General features: G+C 53.1%; 23 protein-coding genes. 19 read left to right on the forward strand and 4 right to left on the reverse strand.

The window, feature by feature from the left end:
• Positions 1 to 54 precede the first annotated feature (54 nt).
• From pldA to rhtC, 3 genes are all read left to right on the forward strand, one after another.
• Positions 55 to 924, forward strand: a complete 870-nt coding sequence (pldA, locus tag OGV52_RS01910; RefSeq protein WP_016157849.1) for a phospholipase A — start codon at positions 55 to 57, stop codon at positions 922 to 924.
• A gap of 88 nt (positions 925 to 1012) precedes the next feature.
• Entirely contained in the window at positions 1013 to 2842 is a 1830-nt protein-coding gene (recQ, locus tag OGV52_RS01915) for an ATP-dependent DNA helicase RecQ (protein WP_019078429.1), read from the forward strand.
• A gap of 64 nt (positions 2843 to 2906) precedes the next feature.
• A complete protein-coding gene (gene rhtC, locus OGV52_RS01920) occupies positions 2907 to 3527 on the forward strand; it encodes a threonine export protein RhtC (RefSeq protein ID WP_016155134.1) in 621 nt (206 codons plus the stop codon).
• 44 nt (positions 3528 to 3571) lie between these two features.
• Here the strand turns inward: rhtC and rhtB are convergent, their stop codons facing one another.
• On the reverse strand, positions 3572 to 4192 hold the full coding sequence (gene rhtB, locus OGV52_RS01925; protein WP_003828938.1) for a homoserine/homoserine lactone efflux protein: 621 nt from the start codon (positions 4190 to 4192) through the stop codon (positions 3572 to 3574).
• A gap of 110 nt (positions 4193 to 4302) precedes the next feature.
• On the opposite strand from rhtB, the gene pldB reads away from it, so the two are divergent.
• From pldB to OGV52_RS01940, 3 genes are all read left to right on the forward strand, one after another.
• Positions 4303 to 5319: a lysophospholipase L2 gene (pldB, locus tag OGV52_RS01930; protein WP_003017911.1), complete on the forward strand. Its 1017-nt coding sequence runs from the start codon at positions 4303 to 4305 to the stop codon at positions 5317 to 5319.
• Between the two features lie 15 nt (positions 5320 to 5334).
• Entirely contained in the window at positions 5335 to 6135 is an 801-nt protein-coding gene (gene yigL, locus OGV52_RS01935; RefSeq protein ID WP_008787091.1) for a sugar/pyridoxal phosphate phosphatase YigL, read from the forward strand.
• An 80-nt stretch (positions 6136 to 6215) separates the two neighbouring features.
• On the forward strand, positions 6216 to 7115 hold the full coding sequence (locus OGV52_RS01940) for a carboxylate/amino acid/amine transporter (RefSeq protein WP_279273264.1): 900 nt from the start codon (positions 6216 to 6218) through the stop codon (positions 7113 to 7115).
• Here OGV52_RS01940 and metR read toward each other — a convergent pair.
• A complete protein-coding gene (gene metR, locus OGV52_RS01945) occupies positions 7003 to 7956 on the reverse strand; it encodes an HTH-type transcriptional regulator MetR (RefSeq protein ID WP_003017908.1) in 954 nt (317 codons plus the stop codon). The genes OGV52_RS01940 and metR overlap by 113 nt on opposite strands.
• A gap of 234 nt (positions 7957 to 8190) precedes the next feature.
• On the opposite strand from metR, the gene metE reads away from it, so the two are divergent.
• Complete coding sequence (gene metE / locus OGV52_RS01950) at positions 8191 to 10452, forward strand: 5-methyltetrahydropteroyltriglutamate--homocysteine S-methyltransferase (RefSeq protein WP_047499558.1); 2262 nt, start codon at positions 8191 to 8193, stop codon at positions 10450 to 10452.
• A 102-nt stretch (positions 10453 to 10554) separates the two neighbouring features.
• Here metE and OGV52_RS01955 read toward each other — a convergent pair whose 3' ends face one another.
• Entirely contained in the window at positions 10555 to 11361 is an 807-nt protein-coding gene (locus OGV52_RS01955) for a dienelactone hydrolase family protein (RefSeq protein WP_016155137.1), read from the reverse strand.
• Positions 11362 to 11626: 265 nt separating this feature from the next.
• Here OGV52_RS01955 and udp point away from each other — a divergent pair, with 265 nt between their 5' ends.
• From udp to tatD, 9 genes are all read left to right on the forward strand, one after another.
• A complete protein-coding gene (gene udp / locus OGV52_RS01960; protein WP_006686084.1) occupies positions 11627 to 12388 on the forward strand; it encodes a uridine phosphorylase in 762 nt (253 codons plus the stop codon).
• 140 nt (positions 12389 to 12528) lie between these two features.
• Positions 12529 to 13959: a DNA recombination protein RmuC gene (rmuC, locus tag OGV52_RS01965; RefSeq protein ID WP_019078423.1), complete on the forward strand. Its 1431-nt coding sequence runs from the start codon at positions 12529 to 12531 to the stop codon at positions 13957 to 13959.
• A 94-nt stretch (positions 13960 to 14053) separates the two neighbouring features.
• Complete coding sequence (ubiE, locus tag OGV52_RS01970) at positions 14054 to 14809, forward strand: bifunctional demethylmenaquinone methyltransferase/2-methoxy-6-polyprenyl-1,4-benzoquinol methylase UbiE (protein WP_003017897.1); 756 nt, start codon at positions 14054 to 14056, stop codon at positions 14807 to 14809.
• Between the two features lie 13 nt (positions 14810 to 14822).
• The gene (gene ubiJ, locus OGV52_RS01975) at positions 14823 to 15428 is read left to right on the forward strand and encodes a ubiquinone biosynthesis protein UbiJ (RefSeq protein ID WP_287107995.1); all 606 of its coding nucleotides are present in this window, start codon (positions 14823 to 14825) and stop codon (positions 15426 to 15428) included.
• Positions 15425 to 17065, forward strand: a complete 1641-nt coding sequence (gene ubiB / locus OGV52_RS01980; protein WP_016155140.1) for a ubiquinone biosynthesis regulatory protein kinase UbiB — start codon at positions 15425 to 15427, stop codon at positions 17063 to 17065. Before ubiJ ends, ubiB begins: the two co-directional genes overlap by 4 nt.
• Positions 17066 to 17143: 78 nt before the next feature.
• A complete protein-coding gene (tatA, locus tag OGV52_RS01985; protein ID WP_003017888.1) occupies positions 17144 to 17398 on the forward strand; it encodes a Sec-independent protein translocase subunit TatA in 255 nt (84 codons plus the stop codon).
• A gap of 3 nt (positions 17399 to 17401) precedes the next feature.
• The gene (tatB, locus tag OGV52_RS01990; RefSeq protein WP_287107996.1) at positions 17402 to 17950 is read left to right on the forward strand and encodes a Sec-independent protein translocase protein TatB; all 549 of its coding nucleotides are present in this window, start codon (positions 17402 to 17404) and stop codon (positions 17948 to 17950) included.
• 2 nt (positions 17951 to 17952) lie between these two features.
• Positions 17953 to 18744 carry a Sec-independent protein translocase subunit TatC gene (gene tatC, locus OGV52_RS01995; RefSeq protein WP_016155142.1) on the forward strand — a complete coding sequence of 264 codons (792 nt, stop codon included), beginning with the start codon at positions 17953 to 17955 and terminating at the stop codon, positions 18742 to 18744.
• Between the two features lie 41 nt (positions 18745 to 18785).
• On the forward strand, positions 18786 to 19568 hold the full coding sequence (tatD, locus tag OGV52_RS02000) for a 3'-5' ssDNA/RNA exonuclease TatD (RefSeq protein WP_141876187.1): 783 nt from the start codon (positions 18786 to 18788) through the stop codon (positions 19566 to 19568).
• A gap of 5 nt (positions 19569 to 19573) precedes the next feature.
• On the opposite strand, the gene rfaH is transcribed toward tatD, so the two are convergent.
• Positions 19574 to 20062, reverse strand: coding sequence for a transcription/translation regulatory transformer protein RfaH (gene rfaH, locus OGV52_RS02005; RefSeq protein ID WP_047358740.1), 489 nt, complete (start codon positions 20060 to 20062; stop codon positions 19574 to 19576).
• A 204-nt stretch (positions 20063 to 20266) separates the two neighbouring features.
• Here rfaH and ubiD point away from each other — a divergent pair, with 204 nt between their 5' ends.
• The 3 genes from ubiD (at position 20267) to OGV52_RS02020 (ending at position 23649) form a co-directional block, all read left to right on the forward strand.
• Positions 20267 to 21760, forward strand: coding sequence for a 4-hydroxy-3-polyprenylbenzoate decarboxylase (gene ubiD, locus OGV52_RS02010; protein WP_016155145.1), 1494 nt, complete (start codon positions 20267 to 20269; stop codon positions 21758 to 21760).
• Positions 21761 to 21800: 40 nt separating this feature from the next.
• Positions 21801 to 22502 carry an NAD(P)H-flavin reductase gene (gene fre / locus OGV52_RS02015; protein WP_003828903.1) on the forward strand — a complete coding sequence of 234 codons (702 nt, stop codon included), beginning with the start codon at positions 21801 to 21803 and terminating at the stop codon, positions 22500 to 22502.
• Between the two features lie 232 nt (positions 22503 to 22734).
• Positions 22735 to 23649 (forward strand): ROK family protein, encoded by a 915-nt coding sequence (locus OGV52_RS02020; protein ID WP_200052416.1) that lies wholly within the window; start codon positions 22735 to 22737, stop codon positions 23647 to 23649.
• Position 23650 lies beyond the last annotated feature (1 nt).

Below are 23650 nucleotides of genomic sequence, written 5' to 3' on the forward strand. Positions count from 1 at the left end.
CTTGCCAGATAATTATACAATTCATCAATATTTTGGTTCAGGAGAACATTACCGATGCGGGCGATTCTGGGATGGTTACTACCAGCAGTCATGCTGCCGTTGACCGCGTATGCGCAGGAAGCGACAGTGAAAGAGATTCATGATGCACCGGCGGTTCGCGGCAGTATTATCGCCAACATGCTGCAGGAGCATGACAACCCTTTCACGCTTTATCCTTATGAGACCAACTATCTCATCTACACCAATACCAGCGACATGAACAAAGAGGCGATCAGCAGCTATAGCTGGTCCGAAAATGCGCGCAAAGATGAGGTTAAGTTTCAGCTAAGCCTGGCGTTTCCGCTCTGGCGCGGAATATTAGGCCCGAACTCGGTACTCGGCGGTTCCTATACCCAGAAGTCCTGGTGGCAGCTTTCGAACAGTGAAGAGTCTGCGCCGTTTCGCGAAACCAACTATGAACCGCAATTGTTCCTCGGTTTCGCCACCGACTATCGCTTTGCCGGTTGGACGCTCCGCGATGTCGAAATGGGCTATAACCATGACTCCAATGGTCGATCCGACCCCACCTCACGTAGCTGGAACCGCCTTTACACCCGGCTGATGGCTGAAAACGGTAACTGGCTGGTGGAAGTTAAGCCGTGGTACGTTATCGGCAGCACTGACGATAACCCTGATATCACCAAATATATGGGCTACTATCAGTTGAAAATGGGTTATCACCTGGGTGACGCGGTGATCAGTGTGAAAGGCCAGTACAACTGGAATACCGGCTACGGCGGCGCAGAGCTTGGGGCCAGTTATCCCATTACCAAGCATGTGCGTCTTTATACCCAGGTCTACAGCGGCTACGGCGAATCACTGATTGACTACAACTTCAATCAGACCCGTGTTGGCGTGGGTGTAATGCTTAACGATATCTTCTGACAGGTATTGAGAGTATTTTAATCATTGCAGTTTCTCTCTCAGGCGCTGAAAATAGCGCCTGTTTTTATTTCAGGCTAATGGGGTTAATGTGGCGCAGGCGGAAGTGTTGAATCTGGAAATGGGCGCTAAACAGGTTTTGCAGGAAACCTTTGGCTACCAACAGTTTCGCCCTGGTCAGGAAGAAATCATTGATACCGTGATCGCTGGTCGCGACTGCCTGGTCGTTATGCCGACCGGTGGCGGAAAATCCCTGTGCTATCAAATTCCCGCATTATTGCTTAACGGCCTCACCGTTGTTGTTTCTCCGCTGATTTCTCTGATGAAAGATCAGGTCGATCAACTGCTTGCCAACGGCGTGGCGGCCGCGTGTCTGAACTCCACCCAAAGCCGTGAGCAGCAGCTTGAGGTGATGGCAGGCTGTCGTAGCGGGCAGATTCGCTTACTGTACATTGCGCCCGAACGCCTGATGCTGGATAACTTCCTTGAAAATCTGGCGCACTGGAACCCGGTGCTGCTGGCGGTTGATGAAGCGCACTGTATTTCGCAGTGGGGGCATGATTTCCGCCCGGAATACGCCGCGCTGGGGCAGTTGCGTCAGCGTTTCCCAACTCTGCCGTTTGTCGCGCTGACCGCGACCGCGGACGAGACAACCCGGCTGGATATTGTGCGTCTGCTGGGGCTCAACGACCCGTTAATTCAGATCAGCAGCTTTGATCGCCCGAATATTCGCTACATGTTGATGGAGAAGTTTAAGCCGCTCGATCAACTGATGCGCTACGTGCAAGAGCAGCGCGGTAAGTCCGGTATTATCTACTGTAACAGTCGCGCTAAAGTAGAAGACACCGCCGCGCGTCTGCAAAGCCGAGGCATTAGCGCCGGGGCTTATCATGCCGGGCTGGAAAACGCTGTACGTGCAGAAGTGCAGGAGAAATTCCAGCGTGATGACCTGCAAATCGTCGTAGCGACCGTGGCGTTTGGCATGGGAATCAACAAACCCAACGTACGCTTCGTGGTGCATTTCGATATTCCGCGCAACATCGAGTCCTATTATCAGGAAACCGGCCGCGCCGGGCGTGACGGCCTGCCTGCGGAAGCAATGCTGTTTTACGATCCGGCTGATATGGCATGGCTGCGCCGTTGCCTCGAAGAGAAACCCGCCGGGCAACTGCTGGATATCGAACGGCATAAGCTCAATGCGATGGGGGCGTTTGCCGAGGCGCAAACCTGTCGTCGTCTGGTGCTGTTGAACTATTTTGGCGAGGGGCGTCAGGAGCCGTGTGGTAACTGCGACATCTGTCTCGACCCGCCAAAACAGTACGACGGACTCATGGATGCGCGCAAAGCGCTGTCGACTATCTACCGTGTTAATCAACGCTTTGGTATGGGTTATGTCGTGGAGGTTCTGCGCGGAGCGAATAACCAGCGAATTCGCGAGCTGGCCCATGATAAGCTGCCTGTCTATGGCATTGGTCGTGAGCAAAGCCACGAACATTGGGTAAGCGTTATCCGCCAGCTTATTCATCTTGGGCTGGTGACGCAGAATATTGCTCATCACTCCGCGTTACAGCTAACCGAAGCCGCGCGTCCGGTACTGCGTGGTGATGTTGCGCTACAGCTTGCGGTACCGCGAATTGTGGCGCTGAAACCGCGAGCGATGCAGAAATCCTTCGGTGGCAATTACGATCGCAAACTGTTCGCCAAATTGCGGAAGCTGCGTAAAGCCATTGCTGATGAAGAAAATATCCCGCCGTATGTAGTGTTCAACGATGCCACGCTGATTGAAATGGCTGAGCAGATGCCGGTTTCACCGAGCGAAATGCTGAGCGTTAATGGCGTGGGGATGCGTAAACTTGAGCGTTTTGGCAAAGAGTTTATGGCGCTTATTCGCGCGCACGTTGATGGTGACGACGAAGAGTAGTCAGCCAGGCAAAAAAGTGCCAGGATGGTGACTCACTGAACTATTTCCCCCGCGAGTCATTTTTATGTTAACGCTATTTTTCACCGTTGCGTTGGTGCATATCGTTGCGCTGATGAGCCCTGGTCCCGACTTTTTCTTTGTTTCTCAAACAGCGGTTAGCCGTTCGCGCAAAGAAGCCATGATGGGCGTGCTGGGTATTACCTGTGGCGTCATGGTCTGGGCTGGCGTAGCGCTGCTCGGCCTACATCTGATTATCGAAAAAATGGCCTGGCTGCACACCATTATTATGGTGGGCGGGGGGCTGTATCTGTGCTGGATGGGTTATCAGATGCTACGCGGCGCGTTTAAAAAACAGGATGTTGCGACTCCCACTCCGCAGGTTGAGCTGGCGCAGAGCGGACGCAGCTTTTTGAAGGGGCTGCTGACCAACCTGGCGAACCCTAAAGCCATTATCTATTTTGGCTCCGTGTTCTCATTGTTCGTTGGCGATAACGTGGGAACGGGCGCACGCTGGGGGATCTTTGCCCTGATCATCGTGGAAACGTTGGCGTGGTTTACCGTAGTCGCCAGCCTATTTGCACTGCCGAAAATGCGTCGTGGCTATCAGCGTCTGGCGAAGTGGATTGATGGTTTTGCCGGTGCGCTGTTTGCGGGCTTCGGTATCCACCTGATTATTTCGCGTTAAGTTTCTTCCGGGCCGGATAAGCGCAAGCGCCTCCGGCACCTTCATCAGGCATGCCGTGCCGAAGCTAACAAGGCGCCTATCAGCATAAACAGCGAGCCAAACACTTTGTTTAACGCTTTCATTTGCTTTGGCCCTTTAATCCAGCCAGCAATGCGCGTGGCCAGCGTCGCGTAACCGATCATCACAATGATATCGACCACGATGGTCGTGACGCCAAGCACCACGTACTGCATTAACTGCGGTTCCTGTGGCAGGATAAACTGCGGGAACAGGGCGGCAAGGAAAACAATGCTCTTGGGGTTGGTCAGATTAACAAAGACTGCGCGTTTGAACAGGCGGCTGCGCGATTGCGTATTCGCCATGGTGTTCAGATCGATAGCACCTGCCGCCCGCCATTGCTGAATACCCAGCCAAATCAGATAGGCCGCCCCTGCCCACTTCAGCACCTCAAATGCGATCACCGAACGTGAAAATAGCGTTCCCAGTCCTACGCCAACCAGAACGATATGAATGCCAAGTCCGGTCTGTAAACCAGCAATCGACGCGCTGGCGCCGCGATAACCGTGACTGATGGCGGTGGTCATGGTGTTGATTGCGCCAGAGCCTGGAGACAAGCTCAAAATAATAGAGGTCAACAGGTAGGCGAACCACCATTCAAAGGTCATGAGAAACTCCCGGATTGTCTATTTTTATGCCACAATACGCTACTGCCGTTAGGTTGTGTCAGCGACGGCGAAAAAAACGATTTTACTTGGTCAACGAGGCTGGATACCCGATGTTTCAGCAGCAAAAAGACTGGGAAACAAGAGAAAACGCGTTTGCTGCTTTTTCCATGGGGCCACTGACAGATTTCTGGCGTCAGCGGGAAGAAGCGGAATTTACGGGCGTGGATGATATCCCCGTCCATTTTGTGCGTTTTCACGCAGAAAAAAACGATCGCGTTATCGTCGTCTGTCCTGGACGCATTGAAAGCTACGTGAAATACGCTGAACTGGCGTATGACCTGTTTCATTCTGGTTTTGACGTCCTCATTATCGATCACCGTGGCCAGGGGCGTTCCGGGCGTATGCTTTCGGACCCGCATCGCGGTCATGTCGATAACTTTAATGACTATGTCGACGATTTAACCGCCTTCTGGCAGCAGGAAGTGCTACCCGGTCCGTGGAGAAAGCGCTATATACTGGCGCATTCAATGGGCGGTGCGATAGCCACGTTATTCTTGCAGCGCCACCCGAATCAGTGTGATGCCATCGCGCTTTGCGCGCCGATGTTTGGTATTGTGATGCGCTTTCCCGACTGGATGGTACGCCACATTCTGGACTGGGCTGAAGGGCATCCGCGGATCCGCGAAGGTTATGCGATGGGTACCGGGCGCTGGCGGGCGCTGCCATTCGGTATGAATGCGTTAACCCATAGTCGACAGCGCTATCGGCGCAATCTACGCTTCTATGCGGATGAGCCACGGCTGCGCGTTGGCGGCCCCACCTACCACTGGGTACGTGAAGGTATTCTGGCAGGCGAACAGGTTCTGGCTGGAGCAGGAGACGACGCGACGCCGACGCTGCTGATTCAGGCCGAAGAAGAGCGTGTGGTAGATAACCGCATGCACGATCGTTTTTGTGAACTCCGCGCCGCAGCGGGCCATCCCGTAGAAGGGGGGCAGCCGCTGGTCATCAAAGGCGCGTACCATGAGATCCTTTTTGAAAAGGACGCAATGCGCTCAGTCGCGCTTAACGCTATTGTCGAATTTTTCGACAAGCATAACTCATCCAGCGGAACCCGCTTTGCCTAGAGGTTGAATTTTCTTATGTATCAGGTTGTTGCGTCTGATTTAGACGGTACGCTGCTTTCTCCCGACCATACTCTGTCCCCTTATGCCAAAGAGACGCTGAAGTTATTGACCGCTCGTGGCGTTAACTTCGTGTTTGCGACTGGCCGTCATCATGTTGATGTGGGGCAAATTCGCGATAACCTCGGCATTAAAACCTACATGATCACGTCCAACGGCGCGCGTGTGCATGATTCTGACGGGAATCTGGTGTTTTCGCATAACCTGGATCGCGACATTGCCAGCGACCTGTTTGGCGTAGTGAATGCAAACCCGGACATCGTGACCAACGTTTATCGTGATGATGAGTGGTTTATGAACCGCCATCGCCCGGACGAAATGCGCTTCTTCAAAGAAGCAGTGTTTAACTATTCACTGTTTGAACCTGCGCTACTGGAGCCGGAAGGCGTGAGTAAGGTGTTTTTCACCACCGATTCTCACGAAAGGCTGCTGCCGCTGGAACAGGCGATTAACGCTCGATGGGGCGACCGCGTCAACGTCAGTTTCTCTACGCTTACCTGCCTTGAAGTCATGGCTGGCGGCGTATCGAAAGGTCATGCGCTTGAAGCGGTAGCGAAAGCGATGGGCTACAGCCTGAAAGATTGCATCGCTTTTGGCGACGGAATGAACGATGCGGAAATGCTCTCCATGGCAGGGAAAGGCTGCATTATGGGCAACGCTCACCAGCGCCTGAAGGATCTGCATCCGGAACTGGAAGTCATTGGTCTTAATGCCGACGATGCCGTGCCGCATTATCTGCGTGAGCTGTTTTTGCAGTAATGTTATTGTTCGTTAGTTGACCAGATGTCAACTTAAAACTTCGCTACAATGGGCGTACCTTTTGTTAAGAGACATCCATTGTGGCGTTACTCATCATTACCACAATTCTGTGGGCCTTTTCCTTTAGCCTGTTTGGCGAGTACCTTGCCGGTCATGTCGATAGCTATTTTGCGGTGCTGGTGCGCGTTGGGCTGGCGGCGCTGGTGTTCCTGCCGTTTTTACGTACCCGTGGGCATAGCGTAAAAACCATCGCGCTGTATATGCTGGTGGGCGCCATGCAGCTTGGCATTATGTATATGCTGAGTTTTCACGCCTATCTGTACCTGACGGTATCAGAACTGCTGCTCTTTACCGTGCTGACGCCGCTCTACATTACGCTGATTTATGACCTGATGAGCGGACGTCGTCTGCGCTGGAGCTACGCCTTCAGTGCGTTGCTGGCGGTGATTGGTGCGGGGATCATTCGTTACGATCAGGTGACCAGCCACTTCTGGACCGGCCTGCTGCTGGTGCAGTTGTCCAATATCAGCTTTGCCATTGGCATGGTGGGCTACAAGCGTCTGATGGAAACGCGGCCAATGCCGCAGCACAACGCCTTTGCCTGGTTTTATATGGGGGCCTTTATGGTGGCGGTCGTGGCCTGGTTCATACTGGGGAATGCGCAGAAAATGCCTGCAACCACGCTACAGTGGGGAATTCTGGTCTTTCTTGGCGTGGCAGCGTCCGGCATTGGTTACTTTATGTGGAACTACGGCGCGACCCAGGTGGATGCGGGGACGCTGGGCATCATGAACAATATGCATGTGCCGGCCGGGCTGCTGGTTAACCTGGCTATCTGGCATCAACAGCCTCACTGGCCAAGCTTCATCATTGGTGCGGCTGTGATAGTGGCTTCACTGTGGGTACATCGAAAGTGGGTCGTTCCGCACTCCGTACAAACGGCAGGTGATCGCAGGCGTGATTCCGCGCTGAGCGAATAAACGCTTCCGTGACCGGCTGTCGCTGCTCGCCATCGCGCACGGCGGCGTACAGCCGGCTCCACAATCCATCACCCAGGGTTTTGGTCACCACCAGGCCCTGGCGTTCAAAACTCTCCACCACCCAGTGCGGTAAAGCTGCAATACCCATTCTGGCTGCAACCATCTGAATCAGCAGCAGGGTGTTATCTACGCTCTTCAGCGACGGACTAACGCCCGCAGGCTGCAAGAAATGCCGCCAGACATCCAGTCGACTCCGTTGCACCGGGTAAATAAGCAGCGTCTCACTGGCTAAATCCTCCGGCGTGATCTGCGTCTTGCTGGCCAGCGGATGGTCCGGCGCCAGTACAAGGCGGACTTCAAAATCGAACATCGGCGAGTAGTGCAGTCCGCTACGCGGCAGAATGTCGGATGTCAGCACCAGATCCAGCTCATCCTGTTGTAGCGCTGGTTGCGGATCGAACGTCACGCCGGATTTAAAGTCCATCTCCACTTGCGGCCAGTTGGCACGAAAATTCTCCAGCGCGGGCGTCAGCCATTGAATACAGCTATGGCATTCAATAGCGATCCGCAGCCGGGTTTGCTGCGGTTCGTTGCAGGCCTGCAGCGCACGACCAATTTGCGGCAACACCTGATTTGCTAACTGCAGCAAAATTTCGCCTTGCGGCGTAAAGCGCAGAGGCTGGCTTTTACGGATAAAAAGTCGAAAGCCAAGGCGCTGTTCCAGATCGCTGAACTGGTGAGAGAGGGCGGATTGGGTCTGATGCAACGTCGCCGCTGCGGCCGCCAGCGAACCACTATTCCGCAACGCCTGGAGCGTTTTCAGGTGTTTAATCTCGATCATGAAAGTCCTTCACTTCGGCATGAACAAATTGCGCTTGAGGAATATACAGTAACTGTCAATTATGGATGTGTAAACATCTGGATGGCTAAAATCCTTCGTCTTTTAAATTTATGGTGCGTTGGCTGTATTTTTCCACCCCGGTCACTTACTTCAGTAAGCTCCTGGGATGAATAAACTTGCCACCTTCCCTAAATTAAAAATCAATAGGATTTACATATAATTAGAGGAAGAAAAATGACAATACTTAATCACACCCTCGGTTTCCCTCGCGTTGGCCTGCGTCGCGAGCTGAAAAAAGCGCAAGAAAGCTACTGGGCGGGAAATTCTTCCCGTGAAGATTTGCTAACCGTTGGCCGCGAGCTGCGTGCCCGTCACTGGGATCAGCAGAAGCAGGCGGGCGTTGACCTGCTGCCGGTGGGCGATTTTGCCTGGTACGATCACGTGCTGACCACCAGCCTGCTGCTCGGCAACGTTCCGGCTCGTCATCAAAATAAAGACGGCTCGGTCGATATCGATACCTTATTCCGCATTGGCCGTGGCCGCGCACCAACCGGGGAGCCCGCGGCGGCGGCAGAAATGACCAAATGGTTTAACACCAACTATCACTACATGGTGCCAGAGTTCACCAAAGGTCAGCAGTTCAAACTGACCTGGACCCAACTGTTGGATGAAGTGGATGAAGCGTTGGCGCTCGGTCACAAGGTGAAACCTGTGCTGCTGGGACCGGTAACTTATCTGTGGCTGGGGAAAGTAAAAGGCGAACAGTTTGACCGCCTGAGCCTGTTGAACGATATTCTGCCGGTTTACCAGCAGGTGCTGGCTGAGCTGGCGAAACGCGGTATTGAGTGGGTGCAGATTGATGAACCGGCTCTGGTGCTGGAGCTGCCTCAGGTTTGGCTGAACGCCTTCAAACCGGCTTATGACGCGCTGACGGGTCAGGTAAAGCTGCTGCTGACCACCTACTTCGAAGGCGTAACGCCAAACCTGGATACCATTACCGCGCTGCCGGTGCAGGGGCTGCACGTTGACTTCGTGCACGGTAAAGATGATGTGGCCGAGCTGCACAAGCGTCTGCCTGCTGACTGGTTGCTGTCAGCGGGGCTGGTGAACGGTCGCAACGTCTGGCGTGCCGATCTCAGCGAAAAATACGCGCAAATTAAAGATATCGTCGGTAAACGTGACCTGTGGGTAGCTTCTTCCTGCTCCTTGCTGCACAGCCCAATCGATCTCAGCGTGGAAACCCGCCTTGATGCAGAAGTGAAGAGCTGGTTTGCCTTCGCCCTACAAAAATGCGGCGAGCTGGCGCTGCTGCGTGATGCGTTGAACAGCGGTGATACGGCGGCAATTGTGGCGTGGAGCGCACCGATCCAGGCTCGTCGTCACTCTACCCGCGTACACAACGCCGCAGTGGAAAAACGTCTGGCGGCGATCACCGCCCAGGACAGCCAACGTGCCAACGCTTACCCGGTTCGCGCCGAAGCGCAGCGTGCCCGCTTTAATCTGCCGGCATGGCCGACCACCACTATCGGCTCATTCCCGCAAACCACGGAAATTCGCGGCCTGCGTCTGGACTTCAAAAAGGGCAACCTGGATGCCGGTAACTACCGCACCGGTATCGCGGAACATATCAAACAGGCGATTGTTGAACAGGAACGTCTGGGGCTTGACGTGCTGGTGCACGGTGAAGCCGAACGTAACGACATGGTGGAATATTTTGGCGAGCACCTGGACGGTTTCGTCTTTACCCAGAATGGTTGGGTGCAGAGCTACGGCTCTCGCTGCGTGAAGCCGCCGGTGGTTATTGGCGATGTCAGCCGCCCGGAAGCGATCACCGTGGAGTGGGCGAAGTATGCCCAGTCGCTGACCGACAAACCGGTAAAAGGCATGTTGACCGGTCCGGTGACCATTCTCTGCTGGTCATTCCCGCGTGAAGACGTGACGCGTGAAACCATTGCTAAGCAGATTGCGCTGGCGCTGCGTGATGAGGTAGCGGATCTGGAAGCGGCGGGTATTGGCATCATCCAGATTGACGAACCGGCACTGCGCGAAGGTCTGCCGCTGCGCCGCAGCGACTGGGCGGCGTATCTGGAGTGGGGCGTGGAAGCCTTCCGCATTAACGCGGCGGTGGCGAAGGATGAAACCCAGATCCACACCCACATGTGTTACTGCGAGTTCAACGACATCATGGACTCCATTGCGGCGCTGGACGCGGACGTGATCACCATTGAGACTTCACGCTCTGATATGGAGTTGCTGGAATCGTTTGAAGAGTTCGACTATCCGAACGAAATCGGGCCGGGCGTATACGATATTCACTCGCCGAACGTCCCGAGCGTGGAGTGGATTGAAGCCCTGCTGAAGAAAGCCGAGCAGCGTATTCCGGCCGAGCGTCTGTGGGTCAACCCGGACTGCGGCCTGAAAACGCGCGGCTGGCCGGAAACCCGCGCCGCGCTGGCGAACATGGTCAAAGCCGCGCAGAACCTGCGTCAGGCGTAATTCCGTGCCGGTGGCCGGGAAGCGCAAGCGCTTACCCGGCTTACAGGAAATAGCAAGAGTTGTAGGCCCGGTAAGGTGTAGTCGCCGCCGGGCAATTAACGTTTATTTCTTCCCGCCGTATTGTGTGAACCACTCCAGCATTCTCAGCCAGCCATCTTTCGCGGACTCTTCGTGATAGCTCGGACGATAATCGGCGTTAAAGGCATGTCCGGCATCCGGATAGACCACGATTTCCGCTTTTGCATTGGCGGCGCGCAGCGCCTGACGCATTGTTTCAACGGTATCTTGCGGAATACTGGTGTCCTGGCCGCCATAAAGTCCCAGAACGGGGGCGTTAAGATCGGTCGCGATATCAACAGGATGTTTCGGTGAGTTGAGGGTTTTATCGCCCACCAGTTTGCCATACCACGCTACCGCCGCTTTTAACTGCGGATTATGAGCTGCATATAGCCAGGTGATGCGTCCACCCCAGCAAAATCCGGTGATCATCAACTGGTGGGCATCTCCTCCGTTACGAGAAGCCCAACTGGCGACGTGATCCAGATCGGCCAATACCTGAGAGTCAGGCACTTTGGCGACAAGGCTGCTGAGCAACGTAGGTATATCGGCAAAGTCATTGGGATCGCCTTCACGAAAATAGAGCTCTGGTGCGATAGCCAGATACCCTTCCAGAGCCAGACGGCGGCAAACGTCACGAATGTGTTCATGAATGCCAAAAATCTCCTGCACGACAATGACCACAGGCAGCGGGCCATCGGACTGTTTTGGTCGTGCGTGATACGCTGGCATATCATCGCCTTGTGAAGGTATGGACGTTACACCGGCGATAATGGCGTTATCCGGAGTGTGAACCGTGGTAGACGTCGGTGGAGATACAGCAGGTGCAAAGCCAGATTGTCGTGTTGTCATGGTATTCTCCGTACCCTTAAATATTCAGCCAAAAAGCGCATTGTTAACTATAGACACATGCAACGAACCACATTGCCTTAAACGGTCTATCTTTTGTGCAGGGCTTCCTTACATCGCATCATTTATGTGATTCAAGTCACTATTTTGTGGTAATGGAATGCAATTGATTTACATCATAGTGATGACTGTCACGAAAATATGTTCATGCCTTCGGTAAAGTGTGTTTTTGCTTCTTCTGACAAAACCGATTCACAGAGGAGTTTTTATGTCTAAGTCTGATGTTTTTCATCTCGGCCTCACTAAGAATGATTTACAAGGGGCTCAGCTCGCTATCGTCCCTGGCGACCCGGAGCGTGTGGAAAAGATCGCCGCGCTGATGGATAAGCCGGTTAAGCTGGCATCTCATCGCGAGTTCACTACCTGGCGTGCTGAGCTGGATGGTAAAGCCGTGATCGTGTGCTCTACCGGTATCGGCGGTCCGTCAACCTCTATTGCCGTAGAAGAACTGGCACAGCTGGGCATTCGTACCTTCCTGCGTATCGGTACGACTGGCGCCATTCAGCCACATATCAACGTAGGTGATGTACTGGTCACCACAGCATCTGTCCGTCTGGACGGTGCAAGCCTGCACTTCGCGCCAATGGAATTCCCGGCCGTCGCGGACTTCGAGTGCACCACCGCGCTGGTGGAAGCGGCGAAATCTATCGGCGCCACCACCCACGTAGGCGTTACCGCGTCTTCTGATACCTTCTATCCGGGCCAGGAGCGTTATGACACCTTCTCTGGTCGCGTAGTGAGCCGTTTCAAAGGCTCAATGGAAGAGTGGCAGTCTATGGGTGTCATGAACTACGAAATGGAATCTGCTACGCTGCTCACCATGTGCGCAAGCCAGGGTCTGCGTGCTGGTATGGTCGCGGGGGTTATCGTGAACCGTACTCAGCAAGAGATCCCTAATGCGGAAACTATGAAACAAACAGAAAGCCACGCGGTGAAAATCGTGGTGGAAGCTGCGCGTCGTTTACTGTAATTCTCCCGTCTATTCAAAAAGGCCGACGCGTTCGGCCTTTTTATTTTGCGTAGTGCCTCGCAGGAAATTCCTTTTAAACTGGACGTTTATACAGCACAATTCTATTTTGTGCGGGTAAGTCGTTGCTGTAAGGGGGCGTTGTGGATATTTCAATTATGATGAGTGCCGTGCTGGCGTTAGCCGCAGGGCTGCTGGTGGGGTGGCTAGCAACAAAAGCGCACGCCGATCGGATCCGTGCCGACCTCATCGAAGAACGACGCGAACTGGATATTGCGCTAAGCGCCGCCCGCCAGCAGCTCTCACAGGAAGCCCACTGGCGCGATGAGTGCGAACTACTCAATAACGAATTGCGCAGTCTGCACAGCATCAACACCTCTCTGGAAGCCGATCTTCGAGAAGTCACTACCCGACTGGAAGCGACGCAGCAGCATGCGGAAGATAAAATCCGCCAGATGATCAACAGCGAACAGCGTCTGAGCGAACAATTTGAAAATCTGGCGAACCGTATTTTCGAGCACAGCAACCGTCGTGTAGATGAGCAAAATCGCCAAAGCCTGAACAGTCTGCTTACACCGCTTCGCGAACAACTGGACGGTTTTCGACGCCAGGTTCAGGATAGCTTTGGTAAAGAGGCGCAAGAACGCCATACTCTGGCGCACGAAATTCGTAATCTGCAGCAACTGAACGCGCAGATGGCGCAGGAAGCGGTAAACCTGACGCGGGCATTAAAAGGCGATAACAAAACGCAGGGCAACTGGGGCGAGGTCGTACTCACCCGGGTGCTTGAGGCTTCCGGTTTGCGCGAAGGCTATGAATACGAAACCCAGGTCAGCATTGAGAACGATGCCCGTTCGCGGATGCAGCCAGATGTTATCGTCCGGTTACCGCAGGGCAAAGATGTGGTGATCGACGCGAAAATGACGCTGGTCGCCTATGAACGCTATTTTAATGCTGAAGATGAATACACCCGCGAGAGCGCGTTGCAGGAGCACATCGCCTCGGTACGAAACCATATCCGTCTGCTGGGGCGCAAAGACTATCAGCAGCTTCCTGGGCTGCGCACACTTGACTATGTGCTGATGTTTATCCCCGTTGAGCCTGCTTTTTTACTGGCGCTCGATAGACAGCCTGAACTGATTACCGAAGCCCTTAAAAATAACATTATGCTGGTTAGCCCTACCACGTTGTTGGTGGCATTGCGCACGATTGCCAACTTGTGGCGCTACGAGCATCAGAGTCGTAATGCGCAACAGATTGCCGATCGGGCCAGCAAACTTTATGACAAGATGCGGTTGTTTGTGGATGATATGTCGGCAATTGGCCAAAGCCTGGATAAAGCTCAGGATAACTACCGACAGGCGATGAAAAAACTCTCTTCAGGCCGTGGAAACGTCCTGTCACAGGCAGAAGCGTTTCGCAGTTTAGGCGTGGAAATTAAGCGCGAGATTAATCCTGAACTGGCTGAACAAGCCACTACGCAGGATGAAGAGTACCGCTTGCGTTCGGTCCCTGAAACGCAGCAGGATGAACCTTACCCTGATGATGAAGCGGTAAACCAGCAATCAAACTAGTCCGTTTGGGGTAGTTGAACCGGGCAGAAGGGTAGGGCAAATTGGCCCAATCTGTTACACTTCTTGAACATTTTTTGGATGAGCAGGCACTGAGATGGTGGATAATTCACAAGAAACGACGCACTTTGGCTTTCAGACCGTCGCTAAAGAGCAGAAAGCTGACATGGTGGCCCACGTTTTTCATTCTGTGGCGTCTAAATATGACGTTATGAATGACTTAATGTCATTTGGCATTCATCGTTTGTGGAAGCGCTTCACCATTGACTGCAGTGGCGTGCGTCGCGGGCAAACCGTTCTCGATTTGGCGGGCGGTACGGGCGATCTGACGGCGAAATTCTCTCGCATGGTAGGCGAAACTGGCAAAGTTGTGCTGGCGGATATCAACGACTCAATGCTCAAAATGGGTCGCGAAAAGCTGCGTAATATCGGCGTCGTGGGTAACGTTGAGTACGTTCAGGCGAATGCGGAAGCATTACCTTTCCCAGACAACACGTTTGACTGCATCACCATCTCTTTCGGTCTGCGCAACGTAACGGATAAAGACAAAGCATTACGATCTATGTATCGCGTGTTGAAGCCGGGCGGACGTCTACTGGTGCTGGAGTTCTCCAAGCCGATTATCGAACCGCTGAGTAAAGCCTACGACGCATACTCTTTCCACGTTTTGCCGCGCATTGGTTCTATGGTGGCAAGCGATGCAGACAGTTATCGCTATTTGGCGGAGTCCATCCGCATGCATCCCGATCAGGACACCTTAAAAGCAATGATGCAAGATGCCGGGTTCGAAAGCGTTGATTACTACAACCTGACGGCAGGTGTCGTTGCGCTGCATCGTGGTTACAAGTTCTGACAGGAGATTGGGGATGCCTTTAAAACCCTTAGTGACCGCCGGCGTTGAAAATTTGCTTAACACCTTTCTGTATCGTTCTCCTGCGCTCAAGTCAGCCAGAACGCGTTTACAGGGCAAAGTGCTGCGTGTTGAGCTCAAAGGATTTTCAACACCGTTAGTGCTGGTGTTTAGTGAGTGCCAGGTCGATGTGCTGGGGGCATGGGAAGGCGAAGCCGATTGCACCGTAATCACACATGCCAGCGTGTTACCGAAATTACGCGACCGGCAGCAACTCACCACGCTTATCCGCAGTGGTGAGCTGGAGGTTCAGGGCGATATCCAGGTGGTACAGAATTTTGTCGCGTTGGCCGATCTGGCGGAGTTTGATCCCGCAGAACTGTTAGCACCTTATACCGGCGATATCGTCGCGGAAGGGGTCAGCAAAGTTTTGCGTGGTGGAGCGAAGTTCCTGTGCCACAACATTCAACGCCAGCAGCGCTATGTTGCCGAAGCGATCACCGAAGAGTGGCGTATGGCTCCTGGTCCGCTTGAGGTTGCATGGTTTGCAGAAGAAACGGCAGCCGTTGAGCGTGCGGTCGAATCTCTGGCCAAACGGCTGGAAAAACTGGAGGCCAAATGACGCCAGGTGAAGTACGGCGCCTTTATTTCATCATTCGCACTTTTTTAAGCTACGGTCTTGATGAACTCATCCCCAAAATGCGTATCACGCTGCCGCTCCGGTTGTGGCGTTACACGCTGTTCTGGATGCCCAACCGACATAAAGACAAACCGCTGGGAGAACGGCTGAGACTGGCTTTACAGGAGCTCGGCCCGGTGTGGATCAAGTTCGGGCAAATGCTCTCTACCCGCCGTGATCTTTTCCCGCCGCACATCGCCGATCAGCTAGCGCTATTGCAGGATCGGGTAGCCCCATTCGATGGGCAAAGAGCGAAAGAACAAATCGAAGAGGCGATGGGTGGGCTGCCCGTCGAGGAATGGTTTGATGATTTTGAGATCACACCGCTGGCATCTGCGTCTATTGCTCAGGTTCACACCGCGCGACTGAAATCGAATGGGAAAGAGGTGGTGATCAAAGTTATCCGCCCGGACATACTGCCGGTAATTAAAGCGGATTTAAAACTGATCTACCGCCTTGCTCGTTGGGTACCTCGCCTGATGCCAGACGGTCGCCGCCTGCGACCAACAGAAGTGGTCCGTGAATATGAAAAAACGTTGATTGATGAGCTGAATCTGCTGCGCGAGTCGGCGAACGCGATTCAGCTGCGACGTAATTTTGAAGACAGCCCAATGCTGTACATCCCGGAAGTGTACTCTGACTATTGCAGTCAGAACATGATGGTGATGGAGCGCATTTACGGTATTCCCGTTTCAGATGTCACCTCGCTTGAGAAGAACGGCACCAATATGAAGCTGCTGGCTGAACGCGGTGTTCAGGTCTTCTTTACTCAGGTATTCCGCGACAGCTTTTTCCATGCGGATATGCACCCTGGGAACATTTTCGTGAGTTATGAGCATCCTGAAAACCCGAAATACATTGGTATTGATTGTGGGATTGTGGGTTCTTTAAACAAAGAAGATAAGCGTTATCTGGCTGAAAACTTCATCGCGTTTTTTAACCGCGACTACCGCAAAGTTGCTGAACTGCATGTGGATTCTGGCTGGGTTCCGCCGGATACCAACGTAGAAGAGTTTGAATTTGCCATTCGTACCGTGTGCGAGCCGATTTTCGAAAAACCGCTGGCGGAGATTTCCTTTGGCCATGTGCTGTTAAATCTGTTCAACACAGCGCGCCGATTCAATATGGAAGTTCAGCCTCAACTGGTATTGCTACAGAAGACGCTGCTGTACGTTGAAGGTGTCGGACGACAGCTCTACCCGCAGTTAGATTTGTGGAAAACGGCCAAGCCTTTCCTCGAATCCTGGATCAAAGATCAGGTCGGTATTCCGGCGCTTGTTAGAGCATTTAAAGAAAAAGCACCGTTCTGGGTCGAAAAAATGCCAGAAATACCTGAACTGGTGTATGACAGTTTGCGCCAGGGCAAATATTTACAGCACAGTGTTGATAAGATTGCCCGCGAGCTTCATGCGAATCATGTACGTCAGGGACAATCCCGTTATTTATTGGGCATTGGTGCAACATTGTTGCTCAGTGGAACATTCCTGCTGGTAAGCCGTCCTGAGTGGGGGCTTATGCCGGGCTGGTTAATGGCCGGCGGCGTCTTAGCCTGGTTGATCGGCTGGCGCAAAATGCGCTGAATTTTTCATCGCCCTAGGCAGGTCGTGTAACGTATACTACGGCCTTATTAATTCATCATCTATGACAGAGGAACATGTATGGGTGGTATCAGTATTTGGCAGTTGTTGATCATTGCCGTCATCGTTGTACTGCTATTTGGCACCAAGAAACTCGGCTCCATCGGTTCCGATCTTGGCGCGTCGATTAAAGGCTTCAAAAAAGCAATGGGTGATGATGAGCCAAAGCAAGATAAAACCAGCCAGGATGCTGATTTTACTGCTAAATCCATTACCGATAAGCAGGGCGAAGTGAAAAAAGAAGACGCCAAAAGCCAAGATAAAGAGCAGGTATAATCCGTGTTTGATATCGGTTTTAGCGAACTGTTATTGGTGTTCGTGATCGGCCTCATCGTCCTGGGGCCGCAACGATTACCTGTAGCGGTAAAAACGGTTGCTGGCTGGGTTCGTGCTTTGCGTTCCCTGGCAACTACTGTTCAGAATGAACTGACCCAGGAGCTTAAGCTTCAGGAGTTTCAGGACAGCCTGAAGAAAGTAGAGAAAGCGAGCCTGACAAATCTGACCCCGGAGTTGAAAGCCTCAATGGATGAGCTGCGTGAAGCGGCAGAGTCGATGAAGCGTTCTTACAGTGTGCACGATCCTGAGAAAGAGAGCGATGAAGCGCACACTATCCATAATCCGGTGGTGAAAGAAGCTGAAGTGCAGCGAGAAGGGGTCACCCCTGCTGCCGCTGAAAACCAGGCCAGTTCGCCGGAGCAAAAACCGGAATCCACGGGTGCTAAAACGCCAGAACCAACGGAAAACACTTCCGCTACGTTAATGGATGCAGAAAAGAAAGCTGTCGCACCTGTTGCCGAATCCTCCCCCTCGTCGAGTGATAAACCGTAAACATGGCTGTAGAAGATACCCAACCGCTCATCACGCATCTTATTGAGCTGCGTAAGCGACTCCTGAACTGCATCATTGCGGTAATCGTGATCTTTCTGGCGTTGGTTTACTTTGCCAACGACATTTACCATATGGTCGCGGCGCCGTTGATTAAACAGATGCCGCAGGGTGCAACGATGATCGCCACCGATGTGGCTTCGCCGTTCTTTACCCCAATCAAGTTGACCTTCATGGTATCGCTGATCCTGTCAGCGCCAGTGATCCTCTACCAGGTGTGGGCATTTATTGCGCCAGCGTTGTATAAACATGAACGCCGTCTGGTTGTTCCGCTGCTGGTTTCCAGTTCGTTGTTGTTCTACATCGGCATGGCATTCGCCTATTTTGTTGTCTTCCCGTTAGCGTTTGGTTTTCTGGCCAACACGGCTCCGCAAGGCGTGCAGGTATCAACGGACATTGCCAGCTATCTCAGCTTTGTAATGGCGCTATTTATGGCTTTCGGTGTCTCTTTTGAGGTGCCTGTCGCCATCGTGCTGCTATGCTGGATGGGCATTACGACGCCAGATGATTTACGCAAAAAGCGTCCTTATGTTGTGGTGGGGGCTTTTGTCGTCGGGATGCTACTGACTCCGCCAGATGTCTTCTCGCAAACGTTGTTGGCAATACCGATGTACTGCCTGTTCGAGGTGGGTGTTTTCTTCTCTCGTTTCTATGTCGGTAAGCGACGTACGAGAGATGAGGACAACGAGGCTGAAGAAGCAAAAGAAGCCGAAGCCACCGAGAAAACTGAAGAATAAATTCAACCGCCCGTCAGGGCGGTTGTCATATGGGAGGAAGCATGTTTGATATTGGCGTTAATTTAACCAGTTCACAATTTGCGAAAGACCGGGATGAGGTCGTGGCGCGCGCCTTTGCTGCGGGCGTAAACGGTATGCTTCTGACCGGAACAAACCTTCACGAAAGCCAGCAGGCGTTAAAGCTGGCGCAGCATTATCCGCATTGCTGGTCCACGGCTGGTGTGCACCCGCATGACAGCAGCCAATGGCAATCCTCAACGGAAGACGAGATCATCGCGCTGGCAAACCAGTCGAAGGTAGTCGCTATTGGTGAGTGCGGCCTGGATTTCAATCGCAATTTCTCCACGCCGCAGGAGCAGGAACGTGCTTTTGAAGCGCAACTGCGCATTGCTGCTGAACTGCAGATGCCGATTTTCATGCATTGTCGGGATGCGCATGAGCGTTTTCTGACGTTGCTGGAGCCGTGGCTGGACAGCCTCCCTGGCGCGGTGCTGCACTGTTTCACCGGTTCGCGCCAGGAGATGCAGGACTGCGTGGACCGAGGGCTTTATATCGGTATCACCGGGTGGGTCTGTGATGAACGCCGGGGGATGGAACTGCGGGAGCTGCTGCCGTTTATTCCGGTGGAAAGACTGCTGATAGAAACCGATGCACCTTACCTGCTCCCTCGCGACTTAACGCCTAAACCGGCGTCACGTCGCAATGAACCGGCGCACCTGCCGCATATTCTTGAGCGAATTGCTCACTGGCGTGGGGAAGACCCTCAATGGCTGTCAGCAACCATTGATGCCAACGTCAGAACGCTGTTCGAAGTGACCTTCTAAACGACTTATATTTTTCGAAAACCGGTATTTTTAACGCTCTGCTTAATCTCTTTATTCAAGAGGTTAAGCAGCAGCATGGAACGCGCTTCGCCATCCGGTTCAGTGAAGATCGCTTTCAGTCCCTCAAACGCCCCTTCAGTAATAATCACGCTGTCCCCTGGCTGAGGGGTTTGCGGGTCAACAATACCTTCAGGCTTGTAGATAGAAAGCTGGTGAATAACGGGGGATGGGACGGTCGCAGGGGTCGCTCCAAAACGAACGAAATGGCTGACACCACGCGTGGCGTTGATCGTGGTGGTGTGGATCACTTCCGGGTCGAACTCGACAAACATGTAATTAGGGAATAGTGGTTCACTGACTGTGGTACGTTTACCGCGCACCATTTTTTCCAGGGTGATCATAGGCGTCAGGCAGTTCACCGCCTGTCTTTCCAGGTGTTCCTGGGCTCGCTGAAGTTGCCCACGTTTGCAGTACAGTAAATACCAGGATTGCATAATAACTCTTATTCGCTTGTTCTGAGCGCTAGCATAGCAAAAGCCATGAGTTAAGTTAATTATACCCGCCTCAAAGCAGGCTGAAACCCAACGGGTATATACTCCCAGGGCTTATATGTATCGCCAGAGTTCACGCTAATTTAACAAAAATACAGCATCACAATGATGAACGCCGTATAATGAAGCGCTTACGAAGAGGCCACAATGGACGCCATGAAATATCACGATTTACGCGACTTCCTGACGCTGCTTGAACAGCAGGGCGAGCTCAAACGCATTTCGCTTGAGGTGGATCCCCACCTGGAAATTACTGAAATTGCCGATCGCACCCTACGTGCTGGCGGGCCTGCGTTACTGTTTGAGAATCCTAAAGGCTATTCAATGCCGGTGCTGTGTAACCTGTTTGGCACACCGAAGCGTGTTGCGATGGGGATGGGGCAGGAAGATGTCTCGGCACTACGGGAAGTCGGTAAACTGTTGGCGTTTTTGAAAGAGCCGGAGCCACCGAAAGGATTCCGCGATCTGTTTGATAAGCTGCCGCAGTTTAAGCAGGTGCTGAACATGCCGACTAAGCGGTTGCGCGGTGCGCCTTGTCAGCAAAAAATCTACTCCGGTGATGACGTCGATTTAAACCGTATTCCGATTATGACCTGTTGGCCGGAAGATGCCGCACCGCTGATTACCTGGGGGCTAACCGTAACGCGTGGCCCACATAAAGAGCGGCAGAATCTGGGTATTTATCGCCAGCAGCTGATTGGCAAAAACAAGCTCATTATGCGCTGGCTGTCCCACCGCGGCGGCGCACTCGATTACCAGGAGTGGTGTGCGGCGCATCCTGGCGAACGCTTCCCGGTTTCGGTGGCGTTGGGGGCAGATCCTGCGACCATTCTGGGGGCCGTGACGCCCGTCCCTGATACATTATCCGAGTACGCATTTGCCGGGCTGTTACGTGGCACCAAGACCGAAGTGGTCAAATGTATTTCCAACGATCTGGAAGTGCCCGCCAGTGCTGAAATCGTGCTGGAAGGGTATATCGAACCGGGTGAGCTGGCCCCGGAAGGACCGTATGGCGATCATACGGGCTACTACAACGAAGTAGATAGCTTTCCGGTCTTTACCGTCACGCACATTACCCAGCGTGAAGAGGCGATTTATCACTCTACTTATACCGGACGTCCGCCTGATGAGCCCGCGGTGCTTGGCGTGGCGCTGAACGAAGTTTTCGTTCCTATTCTGCAAAAGCAGTTCCCGGAAATCGTCGATTTTTACCTGCCTCCGGAAGGCTGTTCATATCGTCTGGCCGTGGTGACGATGAAAAAACAGTACGCTGGTCATGCCAAACGCGTCATGATGGGTGTTTGGTCGTTTTTGCGCCAGTTTATGTACACCAAATTTGTTATTGTCTGCGATGATGATGTCAATGCACGCGACTGGAATGATGTGATTTGGGCAATTACTACCCGTATGGACCCGGCTCGGGATACGGTACTGGTAGAGAATACGCCAATTGATTACCTGGACTTTGCCTCGCCGGTTTCCGGCCTGGGTTCAAAAATGGGGCTGGATGCCACAAATAAATGGCCGGGCGAAACCCAACGCGAATGGGGACGCCCGATTAAAAAAGATCCTGAAGTAACTGCGCGTATTGACGCAATTTGGGATGAACTGGCCATCTTTAATGACGGCAAAAGCGCCTGAGGCGCGATCGTTTTGCCTATTGATCCGACAGAGAGAGCGCATGACAACCTTAAGCTGTAAAGTGACCTCGGTAGAAGCTATCACTGATACCGTATATCGCGTTCGTTTAGTGCCAGACGCGGCGTTTTCCTTTCGTGCTGGCCAGTATTTAATGGTCGTGATGGACGAAAGGGATAAGCGTCCGTTCTCCATGGCATCCACGCCGGACGAGCAAGGATTCATTGAGCTGCACGTTGGCGCCTCTGAGCTAAATCTTTATGCCATGGCTGTGATGGACCGCATTCTGAAAGACCGGGAAATCAAGGTCGACATTCCGCATGGCGAAGCCTGGCTGCGTGATGAAGACGAGCGCCCGCTGATCCTGATTGCCGGTGGTACAGGGTTCTCTTACGTGCGTTCCATTCTGCTTACTGCGCTGGCGCGTAATCCAAACCGCGATATCACCATTTACTGGGGTGGGCGCGAAGAGAAGCATCTCTACGATCTCTCCGAACTGGAAGCATTGTCTGTTAATCACCCGAATCTGCGCGTTGAGCCAGTGGTGGAACAGCCAGAAGACGGCTGGCGTGGTCGTACGGGAACCGTGTTAACGGCGGTATTGCAGGATTACGGTACCCTGGCTGAGCACGATATCTACATTGCCGGTCGTTTTGAAATGGCCAAAATCGCGCGCGATCTGTTCTGTAATGAACGCAGTGCGCGTGAAGATCGCCTGTTTGGCGACGCTTTCGCGTTTATTTAAGCGCTGTGCGCCGGAGCCCTCCGGCGCATCCATCAATTATCTGTCTTCCAACTAGCAGGGCGCAGGCCCGGCGTCATTGCCTCTCTTTCTCATCATAATTATTTTTTAGTAAACATCATATGTCCGTCACTCAAACATAAATTGAGTTTTTGTGACAGATCTCCATTTGTTTAGTAAACAAAATAGGCAAGCTAAACCGCATCACATTGTGAGATGCAAATGAGGAAAAACCATGAGGCTCGGACTGGATATCGGCGGGACTAAAATCGAAGCGGTGGTGATTGATAACGCGGGTGAAATTGTTTACCGCGAACGATGCGCGACACCAAAGCAGCGTTACGGTGATTTTTTCCAGGCCGTGACGGAGATGATAGCCAGGGCTATGCAGGCCATTAATCAGCCTTTATCGGTTGGCGTCGGGGTGCCAGGTGCGGTGGATAGCGAAGGTTTGATTAAGAATTCCAACATTCTGGTGCTGAATCAGCAGGCCTTTGCGCAAGATCTCGAGCGTGCATTAGGAATGCCAGTGCCCGTTACTAATGATGCCAACTGCTTTACCCTGTCAGAAGCGATGGACGGTAGTGGGCGTGGGCATAGCGTGGTATTTGGCGTGATCCTCGGTACCGGATGCGGCGGTGGTCTATGCATCGAGAACCGGTTGATCTCCGGCCCTAACGCCTGTGCCGGAGAGTGGGGGCATAATGCCTTGCCGCGCTACCACGGATCTCGGGACGGGGCTGAAGTGACATGCTATTGCGGACAGTTGAACTGTATTGAGAGCTTTATTTCGGGTAGTGGCCTGGAGCGCCAGTATATGAATCACACCGCGCAACATATGGGTGTGCCACAAATTATGCAACGGGTAGCATCGGGTGATGCAGACGCCTGTTTGTTATGGGAACGCTATTGCGATCAACTGGCTCGCGCGTTGGCGAGTGTGGTAAATATGCTCGATCCCGATGTTATCGTGCTGGGGGGCGGGGTATCCAATATCGATTTACTGTACTCAGGCTTACAGGCGCGAGTGGCGAAGTACGTGTTTGGTAAACAGTGCCGCACACCGATCGTTCAGGCCCGCCACGGCGACAGCAGCGGCGTACGCGGCGCAGCATGGCTGGGGGCGCAACAAGCCACAGTAAATCCATGAG

This window comes from Citrobacter sp. Cb041 (genome assembly GCF_030336655.1).
GTDB lineage: Bacteria > Pseudomonadota > Gammaproteobacteria > Enterobacterales > Enterobacteriaceae > Citrobacter > Citrobacter braakii.

What these genes read in the sequence shown, in the direction of transcription:
- ubiB (WP_016155140.1), top strand. Translation starts at nt 15,425, where the DNA reads ATGACGCCAGGTGAAGTACGGCGCCTTTATTTCATCATTCGCACTTTT.
- fre (WP_003828903.1), top strand. Translation starts at nt 21,801, where the DNA reads ATGACAACCTTAAGCTGTAAAGTGACCTCGGTAGAAGCTATCACTGAT.
- metR (WP_003017908.1), bottom strand. Translation starts at nt 7,956, where the DNA reads ATGATCGAGATTAAACACCTGAAAACGCTCCAGGCGTTGCGGAATAGT.
- pldA (WP_016157849.1), top strand. Translation starts at nt 55, where the DNA reads ATGCGGGCGATTCTGGGATGGTTACTACCAGCAGTCATGCTGCCGTTG.
- tatD (WP_141876187.1), top strand. Translation starts at nt 18,786, where the DNA reads ATGTTTGATATTGGCGTTAATTTAACCAGTTCACAATTTGCGAAAGAC.
- rhtB (WP_003828938.1), bottom strand. Translation starts at nt 4,192, where the DNA reads ATGACCTTTGAATGGTGGTTCGCCTACCTGTTGACCTCTATTATTTTG.
- ubiD (WP_016155145.1), top strand. Translation starts at nt 20,267, where the DNA reads ATGGACGCCATGAAATATCACGATTTACGCGACTTCCTGACGCTGCTT.
- metE (WP_047499558.1), top strand. Translation starts at nt 8,191, where the DNA reads ATGACAATACTTAATCACACCCTCGGTTTCCCTCGCGTTGGCCTGCGT.
- rhtC (WP_016155134.1), top strand. Translation starts at nt 2,907, where the DNA reads ATGTTAACGCTATTTTTCACCGTTGCGTTGGTGCATATCGTTGCGCTG.
- rfaH (WP_047358740.1), bottom strand. Translation starts at nt 20,062, where the DNA reads ATGCAATCCTGGTATTTACTGTACTGCAAACGTGGGCAACTTCAGCGA.
- yigL (WP_008787091.1), top strand. Translation starts at nt 5,335, where the DNA reads ATGTATCAGGTTGTTGCGTCTGATTTAGACGGTACGCTGCTTTCTCCC.
- OGV52_RS02020 (WP_200052416.1), top strand. Translation starts at nt 22,735, where the DNA reads ATGAGGCTCGGACTGGATATCGGCGGGACTAAAATCGAAGCGGTGGTG.
- tatC (WP_016155142.1), top strand. Translation starts at nt 17,953, where the DNA reads ATGGCTGTAGAAGATACCCAACCGCTCATCACGCATCTTATTGAGCTG.
- pldB (WP_003017911.1), top strand. Translation starts at nt 4,303, where the DNA reads ATGTTTCAGCAGCAAAAAGACTGGGAAACAAGAGAAAACGCGTTTGCT.
- ubiJ (WP_287107995.1), top strand. Translation starts at nt 14,823, where the DNA reads ATGCCTTTAAAACCCTTAGTGACCGCCGGCGTTGAAAATTTGCTTAAC.
- udp (WP_006686084.1), top strand. Translation starts at nt 11,627, where the DNA reads ATGTCTAAGTCTGATGTTTTTCATCTCGGCCTCACTAAGAATGATTTA.
- OGV52_RS01955 (WP_016155137.1), bottom strand. Translation starts at nt 11,361, where the DNA reads ATGACAACACGACAATCTGGCTTTGCACCTGCTGTATCTCCACCGACG.
- ubiE (WP_003017897.1), top strand. Translation starts at nt 14,054, where the DNA reads ATGGTGGATAATTCACAAGAAACGACGCACTTTGGCTTTCAGACCGTC.
- tatA (WP_003017888.1), top strand. Translation starts at nt 17,144, where the DNA reads ATGGGTGGTATCAGTATTTGGCAGTTGTTGATCATTGCCGTCATCGTT.